The 18,354-nt window shown below is 37.0% G+C and carries 11 protein-coding genes and 1 riboswitch; of the genes, 5 read left to right on the top strand and 6 right to left on the bottom strand.

Going from position 1 to position 18,354, the window contains the following annotated elements; genetic code table 11:
- Positions 1–215 precede the first annotated feature (215 nt).
- The 5 genes from PFY10_12005 to PFY10_12025 form a co-directional block, all read right to left on the bottom strand.
- A complete protein-coding gene (locus PFY10_12005; protein ID WBV54959.1) occupies positions 216–1,151 on the bottom strand; it encodes a 2-hydroxyacid dehydrogenase in 936 nt (311 codons plus the stop codon).
- A gap of 171 nt (positions 1,152–1,322) precedes the next feature.
- A complete protein-coding gene (locus PFY10_12010; protein WBV54960.1) occupies positions 1,323–1,847 on the bottom strand; it encodes an acyl-CoA thioesterase in 525 nt (174 codons plus the stop codon).
- A complete protein-coding gene (locus tag PFY10_12015) occupies positions 1,832–2,584 on the bottom strand; it encodes a hypothetical protein (GenBank protein WBV54961.1) in 753 nt (250 codons plus the stop codon). The genes PFY10_12010 and PFY10_12015 overlap by 16 nt, the downstream gene beginning before the upstream one ends.
- Before the next feature lie 152 nt (positions 2,585–2,736).
- Positions 2,737–4,848, bottom strand: a complete 2,112-nt coding sequence (locus PFY10_12020) for a TonB-dependent receptor (protein ID WBV54962.1) — start codon at positions 4,846–4,848, stop codon at positions 2,737–2,739.
- 209 nt (positions 4,849–5,057) lie between these two features.
- Positions 5,058–5,831, bottom strand: coding sequence for a WG repeat-containing protein (locus tag PFY10_12025; GenBank protein ID WBV54963.1), 774 nt, complete (start codon positions 5,829–5,831; stop codon positions 5,058–5,060).
- A gap of 121 nt (positions 5,832–5,952) precedes the next feature.
- On the opposite strand from PFY10_12025, the gene PFY10_12030 reads away from it, so the two are divergent.
- The 4 genes from PFY10_12030 (at position 5,953) to PFY10_12045 (ending at position 12,627) form a co-directional block, all read left to right on the top strand.
- Complete coding sequence (locus tag PFY10_12030; protein WBV54964.1) at positions 5,953–6,096, top strand: hypothetical protein; 144 nt, start codon at positions 5,953–5,955, stop codon at positions 6,094–6,096.
- Between the two features lie 181 nt (positions 6,097–6,277).
- Positions 6,278–9,058 (top strand): bifunctional aconitate hydratase 2/2-methylisocitrate dehydratase, encoded by a 2,781-nt coding sequence (locus PFY10_12035; GenBank protein WBV54965.1) that lies wholly within the window; start codon positions 6,278–6,280, stop codon positions 9,056–9,058.
- 318 nt (positions 9,059–9,376) lie between these two features.
- The gene (locus PFY10_12040) at positions 9,377–11,644 is read left to right on the top strand and encodes an aconitate hydratase (protein ID WBV54966.1); all 2,268 of its coding nucleotides are present in this window, start codon (positions 9,377–9,379) and stop codon (positions 11,642–11,644) included.
- A gap of 149 nt (positions 11,645–11,793) precedes the next feature.
- Positions 11,794–12,627: a DUF5694 domain-containing protein gene (locus tag PFY10_12045; GenBank protein WBV54967.1), complete on the top strand. Its 834-nt coding sequence runs from the start codon at positions 11,794–11,796 to the stop codon at positions 12,625–12,627.
- A gap of 74 nt (positions 12,628–12,701) precedes the next feature.
- Here PFY10_12045 and PFY10_12050 read toward each other — a convergent pair whose 3' ends face one another.
- On the bottom strand, positions 12,702–15,458 hold the full coding sequence (locus PFY10_12050) for a TonB-dependent receptor (protein WBV54968.1): 2,757 nt from the start codon (positions 15,456–15,458) through the stop codon (positions 12,702–12,704).
- 305 nt (positions 15,459–15,763) lie between these two features.
- Positions 15,764–15,862, bottom strand: a riboswitch (SAM-I-IV-variant riboswitch).
- A 199-nt stretch (positions 15,863–16,061) separates the two neighbouring features.
- Between PFY10_12050 and PFY10_12055 the strand changes: the two genes are divergently transcribed.
- The gene (locus PFY10_12055; protein ID WBV54969.1) at positions 16,062–18,284 is read left to right on the top strand and encodes an outer membrane beta-barrel family protein; all 2,223 of its coding nucleotides are present in this window, start codon (positions 16,062–16,064) and stop codon (positions 18,282–18,284) included.
- The last annotated feature ends 70 nt before the right edge of the window (positions 18,285–18,354 follow it).

Consider the following 18,354-nt stretch of genomic DNA (forward strand, 5'->3'; position numbering starts at 1 on the left):
AAACTTAAATTAACATTCGCTAATGTAGTTATTTTTTTCAAGGAGGTCACTAATTATACAGCTATTTGAAAAGCCATTGTGAAAAATCTGTAAAAAATCGTGTAGCCATGGACATAATACAGCCTATGATATTTGTCAGTTTTATTCTTTTTACAGTATATTAATAATAAAAAAGTGCTATCAATTGATAGCACTTTTTTATTATTGTTTTACTCTTAACCAGCGAACTTAGCGACAATCTTATCCACAATAACCTGGGCCAATTTTTCTTTGCTTTGATGCGTCCATCCCGCTATGTGTGGTGTTACAATTACTTTTTCTGATTCCAGCAGATATTGCAGGTCTTCATTTTCCCCTGCCTCTAAGTTTTCAAAAGAAGATTTCTCAAACTCTAGTACGTCAAGACATGCCCCTTTTACTTTCCCAGCTCTTAAAGCCTCAACTAAACTTTTCGTTTCAATATTTTTCCCTCTTGCCGTATTTACAAAATAGAAATCATTTTTCATATCGGAAATGAATGGTCCATCGATCAGATAATAAGATTCGTCGGTCAAAGGAATATGTAAGCTTAAAACTTCAGCCCTTTCCTTCAGATCTTTTAAAGAAACTTGTGTAGCATATTCATCAGAAAGACCAGGTAAAATATCATGGAAAATCACAGTACAGCCAAAACCGGAAAGTCTTTTCGCAGTCGCCTTGCCCATATTTCCATAACCAATCAGCCCAACAGTTTTCCCTAGCAATTCATCACCTCTGTTTTCTTCGCGCAGCCAAATTCCGTTTTTCACTTCCTGGGAAGCTATAAACAGGCGATTCATAAGAATCAGCAACATTCCTACAACATGCTCTGCCACGGAGTCCCTGTTTCCTTCCGGGGAGTTAATCAGCTGAATTCCCAACTTTTCAGCGGCGGGAATATCAATATTCTCCATTCCTGCTCCTACTCTTGCAATGAACTTCAGCTTTTTCCCTTTTTCAAGGAAGTGCTTATCCAAAGGAATCCTGCTTCTTATAATCACACCGTCATAATGATGAATTTTTTTACAAACCTCATCATAAGAAGACGTAAAGTCTTCTTCCAGGATAAAATTTTTTGCGAGAAGCTGTTCCGTGATAAGGGGATGATTTTTATCTAAAAGAAGGATTTTCATAATATTTAAACACTGATGACACAAATTTTATTAACCAATAACACCAATTAGAATCACTGTGTATGCAATTCCGGATATTTCATTCTCAGAAATACCTGCTTTCATAATTTTTGATCATATGTTGGCAAAAATCAGTGGTGAAGTTTGTACCAACCACTTGTCTACTCGTATTTATTTCGGTTCCTGGAAAAGCTTTTTAAGCTCCACCGATTCCAGAGGTTTCATTCTACCGGAAAGAATCAATGAAAGTTCTTTTCTACGAAAAGCAGCAGCAAACCTTTCTTTTTCTTCTTCTGTTTCAGGAACCATTTCAGGAATAGGAATCGGACGATTAAATTCATCCACTGCAACAAACGTATAAATACCTGCATTGGTATGCATTTTCTTTTGATTGATGGGATCATCCAACCAAACATCAACATACACCTCCATGGAAGTAGAAAATGCCCTTGAAACCTTTGATTCCAGAACAACGACTCCACCTTCAGGAATAGGATGATTGAAAGAAACATGGTTTACGGATGCTGTCACTACTCTTCTTTCACAATGTCTTGCAGCCGAAATTGAGGCACAACGATCCATTTTTGCCAAAAGCTCTCCACCAAAAAGGTTTCTTAAAGAATTTGTTTCATTGGGAAGAACAATATTAGTCATAATCGTCAGGGATTCCGACGCTTTTTTTATTTTTTTTGCCATGTTGCCTTAGTGTTGTTTTGAGTGTTTTTAAGGTTTGCTCCTTTTTCAATCTGCTTTGGTAAAGAATCTTTTTTCAGGGAATCTAAAGTTTTCATCTGAACAGAATCTTTTTTAATCTTTACCGTATCTTTTACTATTCTTCTTGTTTTTGTCTGTACAGAAACACTATCGAATGATTTTTTCCCAAACAATAGTTCCTGCTGTGAGAATGCTACATACAAAATTCCTAAAACAGGAATAATGAACAGAAAGATCCAAAGAATAGATTTATTAAATTTATAATCGCTCTCTTTATTTTCTGAAACCAAAGGCTTCTGTGCACTATTAATATCCGAAAGCCTGATCTCTTCCAGGCCATAATATTCAGGATGGTTGGACTCCAGTCTTTTTCCTTTGAAATGGGCCTCACCATCTTCAATAAAAATTGTTCCCAGATTCTGAATTTCCAAAATCTGATCCGCCTGGAGTTTTTTCTTCCAGAAATCAGTCTGAATTTGCAATTCATTCTGTGCAGACTCAATTGAAATTTGTTTTTGACTACTTATAAAGGATACCAGTTCTTCTGATTCCACCTCATAATCTGACGCAAAGGCTATCTGACTGGAGGGAGGAAGTATACTTCCGTTTTCAGAGTTAATAATCGCTTTCGAGTTCTCCAGAGAAAACACGCCAAACGCTGGAACTGTAACAGAACCAAATTGTTTCAGATATTCTAGAATGTAAGCTGAAATATTCATCTGGCAGCAAATTTATAACTTTTTCAGGACTTTTTATGACATTTATTTGGATAAAAAAAGACTGCCTGAGCAGTCTTATCATATATAATTTCCGAGTTTAAATATCTTTTTTGCATATTTCAAAAAAAACAACAACTATTTTTACATTATTCTTATTGTATTTTCCAACTTATTCCAAACATAAAATTAATTCCCGCTTGTGAAAAATAATAAGGCTCACCGCCATACACAGCACCGTTATTGACATATTTTTTATTGAAAATATTATTAACCAAAAGCTTTAAAGCAATATCATTGTTGGCAATCCTGAGCTGATATTGTGCATTAAAATCGGTAAGAAAGTAATCTTTAAGCTGTAAATTCGGATCTTCAGTGTTATCAAGATATTGTTTTCCGACATATTGATTCATCAATGAAAACTGGAAATTTTTATCAGGATTAAATTTTAATCCCAGATTAGCAACAACATCAGGAGAGAACGAAATCTGTGTATTTCCCAATTCTTTAACAACCGTTTTATTTTCTATTTTAAAGTCCTGGTTCCTATTTTGACTTAAACTAACATTCCCTGAAATCTCCCATTGCTTTGAAACTTTTGCGACTGCCCCTATCTCAATACCTCTCCTATAGCTTTCACCCGAATTTGTACGGATAAAAGCTCCAACATTATTCAGTTCTCCGTTAAGCACCAGCTGATTTACATAATACATATAATACAAATTAGCCGTCAATGAAATAATACCAAGCTGTTTTTCAAACCCTGCTTCGAAATCATGAAGCTTTTCAGCTTTCACTTCATTATTGGCAATAAGATCGTCCCGGTTCGGTTCCCGTTGAGCATGTGCATAGGATAAAAATATTTTACCATTTCCTATTCTGTAGTTTATCCCTGCTTTCGGATTGAAGAACAACCAGTTTTTCTTGATATTGGCACCTTCATCATCACCTTCCAATAAAATCTTTGTATCGTAGTCAATATTTCTAAGCTGCAAATCTCCAAAGAACTCAAAATCATTGACCCTAAACAAAGCTTTTGCAAATCCTGCCACCTCATTTTTTACCGAACGCCCTCTGTAATACTCATGCTCATCAATAGGAAAGAACACACCCGTCACATTCCCATAATGTCTTCCATAGTACTGATTTGCTACGGCACCGAAATTAAGATCCAGGTTTTCGTATTTTCCGTAAAGGGTTGAAACAATTCCGTAAAAATCATTGTTCAGCCATTTCTTTCTGATAAAATCTGATGTTTCTATGGTCTGCCCTCCTTCTATGATATTGGGTAAATTATACCTTGAAAACGGATCTCCCTGCTTATAATTTTCATAATACCCTTTTCCTTTGGTATAATGCAAAGTTGTCTCTAAATTCCAATGATCATTAAACCCCTGTTCCCATAATAACTGATAATGATTTTGCCTGTAGTTATCAGTTTCATTATTGTAAAAACCTGTGATATTCCCATCAGCGCCATAAATTGCACCTGAATAATTAAACTTCGGATCTGTCTCCCATGTTTTCCTGTCTATCCCGTTCCAGGCCTGATATGTTTTCTCCTTCCCTCCAAAAGCCATCAGACGAACCCTTGTTTTTCCTTCTTCAAATAAGGCAGTGAAATTATAAGAATCTAATCTTGATGAAGCCCTGTCAATATATCCGTCAGAACTGATGTGGGTATACCTACCCATTAATGACAGACGATTATTCCAAAACTTTCCGGAACCTACCTCAGCAGAATATTTATAGGTATTAAAAGACCCGTAACTGTCATCTGTTTTTACATAAAACTTATCTTCCGGATCTTTGGATATAACATTGATACTCGCACCGAAAGCCGAAACCCCATTATTGGAAGTTCCTACTCCTCTCTGAATCACAATCTGTGATGCCGAGCTTGTCAAATCCGGGACATTCACAAAAAAAGTACCCTGGCTCTCCGAATCGTTAAACGGAACTCCATTCATCATAACATTTATTCCCCTTCCTGCAACTCCACGAATTCTAAAACCAGTATATCCCACCCCGTTTCCGGCATCTGAAGTGGAAATTACAGAAGTCTGATTTTTTAAAAGTATGGGAAGATCCTGTCCGAGGTTCCTGCTGTCCAGGTCTCTTTGTACATTAATGATCTCCTTTGCAACGGGAAGTCTCCTGGTAAAATTAACCGCTTCAATTTCCTTGATTTTTAAGGAATCTGTATTTTGGGTTTGGGAAAAAGCCATTGAACTGGCAGTAAGCCCTAAAAAAAATAATCCTTTCATTCTATAAATTTTAAAATTTAATGAATAAAAGGGGATCAATAAGATATTATACAATTCCGGCAAAAGCCAGAGCGTCCCTAAACAGCATTACCTGTTCCAGGTTCAGTGGGTATAATCTCAGCCTGTAAAAGCACCCCTTTATTTCAGCCGCGAAATTACAAAAAATATATGAGATTGGGAGGCATGTGGATACCTGGGGCTCACATTTCTTAGTACGCTTTATTCTTCGAATCTATATAATAATAGTTTGTTCCGTCTTTTGTTACTTCAAACATCTTTCCCAATTTCCAACTGAAATTTCTTTTAATATTGGAATACTCGAAAGGGATCACAATTTTATTATGAACATCAATTACTCCAAAGCGGTCATTATGAGAAGCGACGATCATAGGATCAGAAACATCATCTCCTTCCATGATATGCAGATATTCATATTGAGGATAGATCTGATATTCTCTGTAATCAGCAGCATTCATAAATTTTGAAGGTTCAATAATTCCGTAAAAGCCATTTAAAATATAGGCTTGATATTGTTGCTGTTTAAATTCCATCTTACATTGTCCCAGATCGGAATTTTTATACTGATATACTCTTTTTCCGGTTTGATCTATTCTATAAGAAATCAGATCTTTTTCAACTGTAGCATATTCTTTTGTTCCGAATTTTCTGACCTTTTCATTAGGGGAGTACAGTAAATTACAGTCTTCAGCAAAAAAAACAGCAATATGGTATTCAGGCTGAATAATGAATTTTCCTTTTTGGTTCACATAACCGAATTTGCCATCCTTCTTTTGTGGAATCAGAACAGGAATCTCGTCATTAATAACAACCAGATCGGGATTGATTTTTGGTTCGGATGCTTTTTTAACAACCGCTTTGGAAACTTTTTTAACCGGATATTTCTTCACAGATTTAGCCTGTGAAAAAACAAAAATCGAAATAAAAAGGGATAGCAAACCCATTACATTTTTCACTTTCATCATTTATTTTTTGCAAAAGTACAGCCAAAATAGAAAATATAAAAATCATATTTATAAAGAATCTAAATAATTTCATCCTTATAAAATATTAAAAATTCGTACTTTTGGGAGCATTTTTAAATGTTTGATAATTTTAAAACGTCTTTGGAATACAAGATTTGATATTGATATGATCAGAAAGTTTTCCAACGTTACAAAGAGAGTTTTTGCGGCAAGACAGACTACAGGTAAGCCATTTACACTTTTCGATAAGGTCCTTTATACTTAGCTTTGGCATGAAACATTATCTTTCATTTTATAAAAGCAATGTAGATTGTACTTATTTTAACCGGTCCGTGTTACATATCAAAATGCAAAGCTCAAAAACGGCATATTATGGTTTAATTCTGACTGGTAAGGAAAAGTGGCGTTATCAATCTACCTTTAATTAATATTGAAAAGACTTCTATATGAATAATTATAAGGATTACATCAAAGAGATTGAGGAAAGAAAAAACCAGGGGCTTCATCCAAAGCCGATTGATGGTGCAGAATTGCTAAGCGAAATCATCGCACAAATTAAAGACCCGGCTAATGCAGACCGAGCAGATTCTCTTAAGTTTTTCATCTACAATACCCTTCCGGGAACGACCAGTGCAGCAGGTGTTAAAGCAAAATTTTTAAAAGAAATCATTCTGGGCGAATCTGTAGTAGAGGAGATATCACCTGCATTTGCTTTTGAGCTTCTATCTCACATGAAAGGTGGTCCTTCGATTGAAGTACTCCTTGATCTTGCTTTAGGAAATGATATTTCTATCGCAAAAGAAGCAGCAAACGTTCTTAAAACACAGGTTTTCCTTTATGACGCAGATACCAACCGTCTGAAAGAAGCATTCAATAATGGTAATGAAATCGCACAGGAAATTGTTGAAAGCTATGCAAAAGCTGAGTTTTTCACAAAATTACCAGAGATTGCTGACGAAATCAAGATTGTTACTTATATTGCCGGTGAAGGTGACATCTCAACAGACTTACTTTCTCCGGGTAACCAGGCTCACTCCAGATCTGACCGTGAGCTTCATGGTAAGTGTATGATCACTCCTCAGGCACAGGAAGAAATCAAAGCTCTGCAGGCACAGCATCCTGACAAAAGCGTAATGCTTATTGCAGAAAAAGGTACTATGGGTGTAGGTTCTTCAAGAATGTCCGGAGTAAATAATGTGGCTTTATGGACAGGTAAGCAGGCAAGTCCATATGTACCGTTTGTAAATATTGCCCCGATTGTTGGAGGTACAAATGGTATTTCTCCCATATTCCTTACAACCGTAGATGTTACAGGAGGTATAGGTATTGACCTTAAAAACTGGGTGAAAAAACTGGATGAAAATGGCAATCCTCTTCGTAATGAAAATGGAGAGCCTATCCTTGAGGAAGCCTATTCTGTAGCTACAGGAACTGTACTTACAATCAACATTAAAGAGAAAAAATTATATAAAGGTGATCAGGAGCTTATTGATATTTCGAAGGCTCTCACACCTCAGAAAATGGAGTTTATTAAAGCCGGAGGCTCATATGCCATTGTTTTTGGTAAAAAACTTCAAACATTCGCTGCACAACTTTTAGGAATAGAAACTCCTCTTGTTTTTGCTCCTTCAAAAGAAATTTCCCATGAAGGGCAAGGCCTTACGGCAGTAGAAAAAATATTCAACAGAAATGCTGTTGGAACAACACCAGGTAAAGTATTACATGCAGGTTCTGATGTTCGTGTACAGGTAAATATCGTTGGATCACAAGATACAACAGGTCTTATGACTTCTCAGGAACTTGAGTCGATGGCGGCTACAGTGATCTCTCCGGTAGTAGATGGTGCATACCAATCAGGATGTCATACCGCTTCAGTATGGGATAAAAAAGCTCAGGCAAACATTCCTAAACTTATGAAGTTCATGAACGAGTTCGGATTGATTACAGCCCGTGATCCTAAAGGTGAATATCATGCAATGACCGATGTAATTCATAAAGTTCTTAATGATATCACGGTAGACGAATGGGCAATTATCATCGGTGGTGATTCTCACACGAGAATGTCTAAAGGTGTTGCTTTCGGGGCTGACTCTGGAACAGTAGCCCTTGCCTTAGCCACAGGTGAAGCATCTATGCCGATTCCTGAATCTGTAAAAGTTACCTTTAAAGGAAACATGAAAGAACACATGGATTTCCGTGATGTGGTTCATGCAACACAAGCTCAGATGCTGAAACAATTCGGTGGAGAAAATGTGTTCCAGGGTAGAATTATTGAAGTCCACATCGGAACTCTTCCTGCTGATCAAGCATTTACCTTTACAGACTGGACTGCTGAAATGAAAGCAAAAGCATCCATCAACATTTCTGAAGACAATACCCTGATCGAATCATTGGAAATCGCAAAAAGCAGAATCCAGATTATGATCGATAAAGGAATGGATAATAAAAATCAGGTTCTTCAGGGATTGATCAATAAAGCAAACAAAAGAATTGCAGAGATCAGATCCGGGGAAAAACCGGCTTTAACTCCTGATGCGAATGCTAAATATTACGCTGAAGTTGTTGTAGATCTTGATGTTATTGTAGAGCCGATGATCGCTGACCCTGACGTAAACAATGAAGACGTTTCCAAAAGATATACACATGATACCATCAGAGCTCTTTCTTATTACGGAGGAGAGAAAAAGGTAGATCTTGGATTTGTAGGATCATGTATGGTTCATAAAGGAGATTTAAAAATTGTTTCCCAAATGCTAAGAAACCTTGAAAAACAGCAAGGTAAAGTAGAATTTAATGCTCCTCTTGTAGTAGCTGCTCCCACTTATAACATCATTGATGAACTTAAAGCTGAAGGGGATTGGGAACTACTGGAAAAATATTCTGCCTTCGAATTTGATGATAATGCTCCTAAGGGAGAAGCCCGTGTAGAATATAAAAACGTAATGTACCTTGAACGCCCGGGATGTAACCTTTGCATGGGTAATCAGGAAAAAGCAGCTAAAGGAGATACTGTACTGGCAACTTCTACCCGTCTTTTCCAGGGAAGAGTAGTTGAAGATTCAGAACGTAAAAAAGGAGAATCCCTGCTTGCATCAACACCTGTTGTCGTTCTATCTTCTATCATTGGAAGAATTCCTAATATAGATGAATATAAAGCTGCAGTTGAAGGTATTGACCTTACTAAATTTGCTCCACCTATTAAAGAGCTTGTTCAGGTTGGTCATTAAGAGCTTGAAATAATAAGTCGAAGGACTCTTTTATATGATAATTTAAGAAAGGTTTTAATCTATTGGATTGAAACCTTTCTTTTTTTATTTAGAATCTTTCCATTTAAGAGTGAATAGAATTATTTTAACCTAGGTCAACAACTCAAAATTTATTTTTTCCTTAACTTGATAGGTATTAAAAATAGTAATGATTCATCTTATTTATGCCATTTTTGGAAGGTAGGAATAGTATTTGATGATTTGCACTCGAAGAATTTCCGCTTCTTATTTTTAAATTAAATCCGGAAAAAAAATTGAAAAAGAAAAATTAAAATAGATATGACTTTCGACATTGATATGATCAAAAAGGTGTACGAGCGTTACCCTGAAAGAATTGCTGCGGCAAGACAAATCGTTGGAAAACCTCTTACACTTTCAGAAAAAATCTTATACACCCACCTTTGGGAAGGAAATGCAACTACAGCACATGAAAGAGGAAGCTCTTACGTAGATTTTGCTCCGGATAGAGTAGCTATGCAGGATGCAACAGCACAAATGGCACTTTTGCAGTTCATGCAAGCCGGCAAAGCCAAAGTTGCCGTTCCCTCTACTGCCCATGCGGATCACCTGATCCAGGCCAGAGTAGGTGCAGAAGCAGATTTACAGGAAGGTATTAATAAAAACTCTGAAGTTTTCAACTTTTTGAGTTCTGTTTGTGATAAATATGGAATCGGTTTCTGGAAACCTGGAGCCGGTATTATCCACCAGGTAGTACTGGAAAATTACGCCTTCCCTGGCGGTATGATGATTGGTACTGATTCGCATACGGTAAATGCAGGAGGACTTGGGATGGTAGCCATCGGAGTAGGTGGTGCTGATGCTGTAGACGTAATGGCAGGAATGGCATGGGAGCTTAAAATGCCTAAGCTAATCGGTGTAAAATTAACCGGTAAAATGAGTGGCTGGACTTCTGCAAAAGATGTGATCTTAAAAGTAGCAGGAATCCTTACTGTAAAAGGAGGAACAGGATGCATCGTGGAATATTTCGGAGAAGGAGCAGAATCTCTTTCTGCAACAGGTAAAGGAACCATCTGTAATATGGGAGCTGAAATTGGAGCTACCACTTCTACTTTCGGGTATGATGACTCCATGAGAAGATATCTGGCTGCTACAGGAAGACAGGATGTTGTGGATGCTGCTGATAAAATTGCTGAACACCTTACTGGTGACGCCGAAGTATATGCAAATCCTGAACAATATTTTGATCAGGTAATTGAAATCAATCTTTCTGAGCTGGCTCCGCACTTAAACGGACCATTTACTCCGGATTTAGCAACTCCTGTTTCTGAGTTCAGAGCAAAGGCAGAAGCTAACGGATGGCCTTTAGAGGTTGAATGGGCACTGATCGGTTCTTGTACCAATTCGTCTTATGAGGATTTATCAAGAGCTGCTTCTATTGTTGAGGATGCTGTGGCAAAAGGAGTAAAACCTAAAGCTATTTTGGGTATCAATCCAGGATCCGAGCAGGTGAAATTCACTGCAGAAAGAGACGGTTTCTTAAATTCATTCAGAAAATTTGAAAACGCAAGAATCTTTACAAATGCCTGTGGACCTTGTATAGGGCAATGGGACAGAGAGGGAGCTGATAAAGGAGAGAAAAACTCTATTATTCACTCTTTCAACAGGAACTTTGCAAAAAGAGCGGACGGTAACCCGAATACGCATGCTTTCGTAGCTTCACCGGAAATGGTAGCTGCTGTAGCAATTTCAGGAAGACTGGACTTTAATCCTATTACCGATACGCTTACTGCAGAGAATGGAGATCAGGTTAAACTAGACGAACCGAAAGGATCTGAGCTACCGGCAAAAGGGTTTGCTGTAGATGACAATGGGTATCAGGCTCCATCTGAAGATGGTTCTTCAGTGGTAGTAAAAGTAAGCCCTACATCAGACAGACTTCAGTTATTAGAAGAATTCCCTGCATGGGATGGTAAAAATATTACAGGAGCTAAAGTTTTAATCAAGGCTTTTGGAAAATGTACAACCGACCACATTTCTATGGCTGGACCATGGTTAAAATATAGAGGACACCTTGATAATATTTCCAATAACATGTTAATCGGAGCAGTAAATGCTTATAATATGGAAACAAACCATGTTAAAAACGAATTAACGGGTGAATACGGTGAAGTTCCGGCTGTTCAAAGAGCTTATAAAGCGGCAGGTATTCCTACCATCGTTGTGGGTGACCAGAATTATGGTGAAGGATCATCAAGAGAACACGCAGCAATGGAGCCGAGACATCTTGGTGTAAAAGCAGTATTGGTAAAATCATTTGCAAGAATCCACGAAACCAACCTTAAAAAACAAGGGATGCTGGGATTAACTTTCGCTAATGAGGCAGATTATGATAAAATCCAGGAAGACGATACTGTTAACTTCTTAGATTTAGATCAGTTTGCTCCCGGAAAACAATTAACACTGGAATTTGTACATGCTGACGGAACCAAGGATATTATTATGGCTAACCACACCTATAATGATCAACAAATCGACTGGTTCAAAGCTGGTTCAGCATTGAATCTTATTAAACAGCAAGAGGCATAAATAGATTTATGCCCCGATAATAAAAAAAACATCCCGGTCGGGATGTTTTTTTTATTTATATGTATACTTTATATGATAACCTTCAATTTTTATAGGAATATGTAATAAATCTATATAATAAGTTGTTTTAATAATAGTAATAAAATATCATGAAAACACTTCTTTACACTCTTCTATTATTTTCCTGCTTTGTTCAGGCTCAAAAAAAACCATCTGATTTCTTCCCTACTCCAAAAACAAAAGTTTTAGTGGTTGGTTCATTCCATTTTGATTATCCTAATCTGGATGCCCATAAAATCAAAAAACAGGACCAGATCGATGTACTATCTCCTAAAACATCCAAAGAGGTTACCGATCTGGTAAATTATATTAAGAAGTTCAGGCCAACAAAGATTGCTATTGAAGCTTCACCCGAATGGAACGCCAATCAAAAACTCAAAGAGTATAATGAAGGAAAACACCATGATAAAAGAGACGAACGGTATCAGCTTGCCATGAGAATTGCCAATAAACTGAAGATCAATGAACTATTCAGTGTAGACGCCTCTTCCGTATTAGAAGACCTTACGGAAAAGTTTGGAAAGACTGACTCACTATATTTTAAGAAACTTACAGAGGGATATGATTATAAAAGTGATGACCCCATTTCTCAAAATTTTACTGATTTCTATAATCATTCAGAAGCCAAAAACTTTAGCTCACTTATGAACACCTTCCAATATCTTAACAGCAAAGAATATCACGAATATGGATATGGCGCTTATCTGAGTGGAGATTTTAAATTAAGGGATTATGACGGAGCTGATATACTTGCCATGGATTGGTATAGCAGGAATCTGAGAATATTCCGTAATATACAGAATATTCCGCATCAAAGTGACGACAGAATTCTAGTAATCATAGGAAACGGACATGCAGCAGTCCTCAGACAACTTTTAACCTGCTCTGCAGAATATGAATTCACAGAATTTTCTTCTTTATAAATATAAAGGCAGAGATTTAAGTTGAAATCTCTGCCTTTGTTATATGGCTTTATGCTTCAAAGCTTCCAGAGCATTTAAAACTTAAATTCTACCCTTGCAAACAGAAATCGTCCTCCAATACCATATTGGGAAACCTGTCTGGAGTATACAAACTGATTATCTGCTGTCAGGGAATTGATTAGTGGATTTTTGGAAGGCATCACATTGAATATATTATTACTTCCAATGGTTGCAGATATATTTTTACTGAAGTCATAGCCTACTGAAAGATCTGTTACAAAACGATTATTCAATACAAAGTGTTCCTGTTTTCCTACTACACCATCAAAATTAGCATCCAATACATCAGCGTCGGTTACTTTTCCAAAGAAAGAATTCCTCAATAAAATATTAAATCCGGAAACTCTAAGATTATTGGATAGAGTTGCTTTTACACGGGGTACAGCTTCTTCAAAATAAATCCTGTTAGGCTCAGAAAAGTAACTGTCTATCTGGCTAACTAATTTTGGGGAGGCATGAATATTTCCTATTCTTCTGGTCTGATTCAGATTGAGCCCAAAGTTATTTTCCAGATTAATTCCTGAACCTAAATTGGATGTCTGGGAAATGGTAAGATCAAGCCCTTTGGTCTGGGAATCTACAGCATTCGCAAAAAAATTGGCGGCACTAGCTCTTGCAAGGTCAAAAGCATCCTGCAGAATCGCCTGATCCGATCCTTCAGGAAAATCTACACCTCTAGTACCTTTAGGTCTGAAAAACAAATCAGTGAGCACTACTCTATCTTTAATTTTAATATAATAAACATCTGCTGTAACCACAAGATTCAAATTTGGAGCTTTCCAAGTAAGTCCTGTACTGTACGACTGAGAGGTTTCCTGTTTCAGTTTTGGAATCCCAAGCGCCTGTGCAGCCTCGGAATTATTCCTAAAAGTTCCTACCTGGGTAGTATTACCCTGTTGAATTAAGGTTGATGTTGAGCTATAATAGATCTGGGCTAATGAAGGGGCTCTAAAACCTGTAGAAACAGCACCTCTCCAATTAAAATTATCAGCCAACTTCACATTAGTCGCTAGTTTATAATTAAAGGTAGATCCAAAGTCTGAATAGTTTTCATAGCGCAAAGCACCTTCTACCAGCCACCAATCCGTTGGTTCCAGCTCCACATCTACATATCCGGCCACACTATTTCTATTTCCGGAAACAGCATTATCCGGACTAAATCCCGGAAATACCTGGGAACCGGCAGGTCTTGTTACGCCAAAAAAATCAGTCACAAGCTCATTTTTTGGAGTATTTACGGTCACTACATTTCCATAAATATCATAAGAGGCATAAGAATTCTCGTTACCGGCATTCACCTTATAATTTTCATAACGGTATTCCCCTCCAAATGCAATGTTCAGCCCATGCAATACATCATACTTTTTGGAAAAGTCAAGGTTTAGGGTGTTTTGCAAAAACTCAAGTCCACCTGCATCAAATCTTCTTGGAGAGTTGTTGACCAATGAAGAATTAAAAGTATTAACAACTCCAAAATTGAAAGTATTCTTTCCAAAAGTGTTACTGAGATCTATATTCCAGTCATTCCATTTTCCTTTGATCCCAGCTGCATATGAATAATCATTAATGGTAGACTCAATCTGTGGCAGATATCCGTTGGGTGTTATAAAATTGATATTTCTCTCGCTATTAGGCAAACGGAAAAAACCTCCGGCATTCCCCAGCCTGTAGCTATATCCTCCAAAAGAATACACCTTCCAGTCATCATTAATCGGCATTTCCGAATTATAATAGACCTGTGCTGACTGCAGTTTCGATTGTCCAGCTCTGATACTGAAATCTTTTCGTTGAAGTCCTCTATATGCAAGTTCATCATTGGTAACATCCCCTCCTAATAAACCCTGTAAAGTTGAAATGTTATTGGCGTTTGCAATTTTATTCTGTAAATCAGATGAAAAATAATTTACTTTTGTTGCATATTGTTTAATCGTATTGATAATTTGCTGGCTATTGGAAGTATTATTTATATTCTTATAAAGCCCGTCTATATCTATCCCATCTTGAGCAGCCCTGTAGTTAATAGCATTATAGGCATTGTATATATCGCCATTCCTCACACCAGCTCGGGAATAAGGATCCCGGTATTGGGTTGATGTGGTAATATTGAAGAAACCCTGTTTTCCAAGTTTGAATCCATAATTCAGGTCTAAAGAGATGGTTTCTCCATCCAGTCCACCGGAAAAATTGTTGGTAACCGGTGAAGCATATCCTCCCAAAAATAACTGACCGGATAACCCCAATCTTTTTTTAAGACCTAAATTGACAACTCCTGCAATAGCATCAGATCCGTATTGAGCAGAAGCACCATCCCGAAGCACTTCAATTTTATCCAGAGCAAAAGCCGGAATAGCATTAAGATCCGTTCCCACCGAACCCCTACCTGGTGTAAGGGTTACATTGATGAGTGAAGACTGATGCCTTCTTTTCCCATTAAGTAAAACTAAAACCTGATCGGGACCTAAACCCCTCAACTGTGCAGGATCCACAAAATCCGTCCCGTCATTTACAGTATGCGATGTGGAGGAAAAAGAAGGGACAATATAGTTTAGAGCCTGGCTTATATTATTAACCGGGCTTTGTTTCAATATTTTTGAAATGTTAATAACGTCTACCGGAACCGGAGTATCTGTTAATGATCTACCTGATCCTCTTGAACCGAGAAGAACAACCTCATCGATTTTTTTTGATTTTAGAGTATCAGACTGGGCGAAGTAAAACGTCGAAATTAAAGTGGCCGAAGCAATGATACTTCTATTTTTAAAATGGCGCATGTGTTTTATTTTTAAATTTTTATTATAATTTTTTTGTTTGCTTAAAATTTTAAGCAAAAAGTATCCTGTAACCTTGAAAACACAAGGCTAAAAGAAAAATGATAAACGGTTTTATTAGTTAATAGAAACCAGAGGCTAAGAACAACAACACATACACATCACGAAATGCCATGAGTGATCACCAGCATACAGAAGCTTTGCTTCGATATCTGCCGGGCAAAAAGTCAAATTCATTGTGCTGTAATTTTCCCTGTTCTTAAACATTGGTTTTAAATTTTAAACAAAAATTGTAAGATGGGAATGAATAGAAAAACATTTTTTCCGGAGCTTGCCGGCTTATCTATTTCAGCACCTTGCTTGTTTTGCAGGTTGCTATCCCATCTATGAGATTCTTGATAATTGTGAGGCAAAGATATAACTATTTTACAAATAAAAAAATAATTTGTAAAATTTTTAAATTAATCGCAAAACCAAGTCGTATGATGATGCAATATGATTATATTCTATTGTGAGGTATTTCATGGAATAAAACAACCCTCTAAAAACTTTCCTTGTAACATTTTTTTATTTTAAACGTCTAACTGAATAGTAGTAAAAACCATTATGAAAAAAATTGTACTCGTTTTATTTTCCTTAAGCATTATTGTCACAAAGGCTCAGGAAAAAACCAACAACCAGGTCAAGGAAAAGCAGATCGAAGGCGTTGTAATTACCAAAACTAAAAAAGCCGTTGAACAAAAGGCAGACCGTACTATTTTTGATTTTTCAGAACAGCCCCAGCTGAACAACGGAAATGTTTTAGAGGGTATCAAAAAACTTCCGGGTCTGGTGTCTACTGATATTGCCGGTATGATGTATCAGGGAAAGATCCTTGATGTTTATCTTAACGGACGCCCTTTAAACATTACTTCCAATGAACTTAATTCATTTTTGGAAGGGATGCCTGCCAATTCTGTAGACCGAATTGAGGTGATCACTCAACCTGGCGCTGAATTCCCGGCAACTTCCGGGGGCGCAATTATGAATATCATTACGAACAAAAATGCTAATAAATATCTTACGGCAACTTATTCAGGAAATTATTCATTTACCAACTACGGTAAGTTGAGAAGCAGAACCAGCAACTCTTTAAATTTAAACGCCCGTAATAAATATTTCGGATGGCAGCTGAACATCGGACAGAACTATCGGGAAAGTATGCTGAATTCGAATCAAAATGATTTATTATTAAGCAATACGGATAGAATCGGCCGTGGTTATTTCGCGAAATCAGGCTTAACATTTGATCTGGGACAGGACAGATTATTATTAAATTACGATATCTATCATAATAAAAACAGCAATTACACAGATAGTAACGGTTTTGCTGACCTACCGTACATTCCTGTTAAAGACAGTATCAGGGAAGGATATTTTCATGCATTTGATGCCGCCTACACGAATAATTTGAGACAGGAAGCGGTAGTAACCTATCAGAAACGCTTTAGTGATAAATCTCAAAAACTGGATTTCCAGTTCGGATATACCAAATCAACGAGTAAATTTGATCAGAATAATATTTTCAGAGATATCAGTTACATCAATCCTAACGAAAACTTTCCAAGATTTTCGGATGGTCTTTTACTGAACAATGAATCTGACATGAGAATTGCTAATTTTAAAGTGGATTATTCGCAGCCCATCAAGATCCTTGATGGAGGAAAGGTAAGTTTCGGTGGATTATATGAAAAACAAAACTTCGATACCCAAAGCAGAGGTTTGACCAATCTGGACTATCAACGACAGACCGCTTCCACCTATCTTGAGTTCCAGGCTAAATTGAAAAAATTCGATTTCACATTAGGATCAAGGGCTGAAAATTATGACATCTCTGGAATTACAAGGGTGATTGACAGTACCGGTGCAATAGTTCAGAAAAATCTGATCCCTTTTAATAAGTTTAAATTATTTCCAAATGCAAGTGTTCAGTACAGCTTTATGAATCAGGTTTCTGTTTCAGCAAACTATAACAAGAAAATCAGTCTGCCAAGTATTTCTGCACTTAATCCCAATAACACTACATTCCAGGGACCGAATACCCAGGTTACCGGAAATCCGAATCTGCAGCCTACGATCTTTGACAATTATGAAGTAAAACTTTCCGCCTTTGATTATGCATTCATCGGATATAGTGTAAGTTCTGCTAAAAATCAGGTTGCACAGATCATCAGAAAAAATGGAAAAAACCTGTTTAATGAGCAGATAAACATTTCCAGCATGAGGATCCACAATTTCAATGTAGGGCTTCCTGTCCCTTTCATGATTTTTAGTAAGCCTATGAGCGAAATCATGAAGTTTGATTTTAATCCGGACAAAATCAATTTTATGTATCTGTATGCCGGATATCAGAAACATGATATTGATAATCTAAACAACAAAGGATTCTGGATTTTCAATGTGATGACCCAACTTATTCTGCCTAAACAGATTAAGCTAACAGCAAACTACAGCTACCTGACGCCAAAAGCAGGTTATTTCTACTTCACAGCAGAAAAACCATTCAGCAATTCACTGGATATTACACTGACTAAAAAGTTTTTGGATAATCGTCTTACTGTTTCTGTATTTGCTAATGATATTTTTAACGGACAGGTAATGCAAGTTCGTTCTAATCCGCCATCCGGAGAAGCGGTTACTTTGAGAACAAAATATGACACAAGAAATTTCGGACTTTCCATTAATTACAAGATCCCAACCAAAAACAAACTGGCTAAAGAGGATCCGAATATCTTAAACAGCAGCAAGAAAGAGGATAACGGAGGGGTAATGCAGCAGGATAGTAAATAATCCGGTTATAGTCTTTTAATACTACATCAACATATCAATTATCATAAAATCGGGCAGTAAGAATATTCTT

This window comes from Chryseobacterium daecheongense (genome assembly GCA_027920525.1).
In the GTDB taxonomy this organism is placed as follows: Bacteria; Bacteroidota; Bacteroidia; order Flavobacteriales; family Weeksellaceae; genus Chryseobacterium; species Chryseobacterium proteolyticum.